General features: G+C 66.5%; 1 protein-coding gene. It reads right to left on the bottom strand.

Annotated elements, in window-relative coordinates:
* The coding region (locus tag ACLQ22_RS32250; RefSeq protein ID WP_425695648.1) for an acyltransferase domain-containing protein at positions 1-189 on the bottom strand (189 nt) is incomplete at its 3' end.
* Positions 190-203: the final 14 nt, after the last annotated feature.

Raw genomic sequence — 203 nt, 5'->3', positions numbered from 1 at the left:
GCGCAACTGGTCCTGGATCGCCTGTACCTGCACCGAATGCGAGGCGTAGTCCACCGCGATGCGTCGGACCCCCAACTGCGCGTACGCCTGCACGAATTCCTCACACGCGGCCGTGGTTCCGGATACCACCACCTGCGCCGGGCCGTTGACCGCCGCGACCGACAGGTCCTCACCCCACCCGGTGATCAACTGTTGCACCTCGT

Origin of the sequence: Micromonospora sp. DT178, from assembly GCF_049841695.1 — a bacterium.
Classification (GTDB): domain Bacteria; phylum Actinomycetota; class Actinomycetes; order Mycobacteriales; family Micromonosporaceae; genus Micromonospora.
The sequence above is the reverse complement of the archived record's forward strand: the minus strand, read 5'-3'. Positions and strand labels throughout refer to the sequence as shown.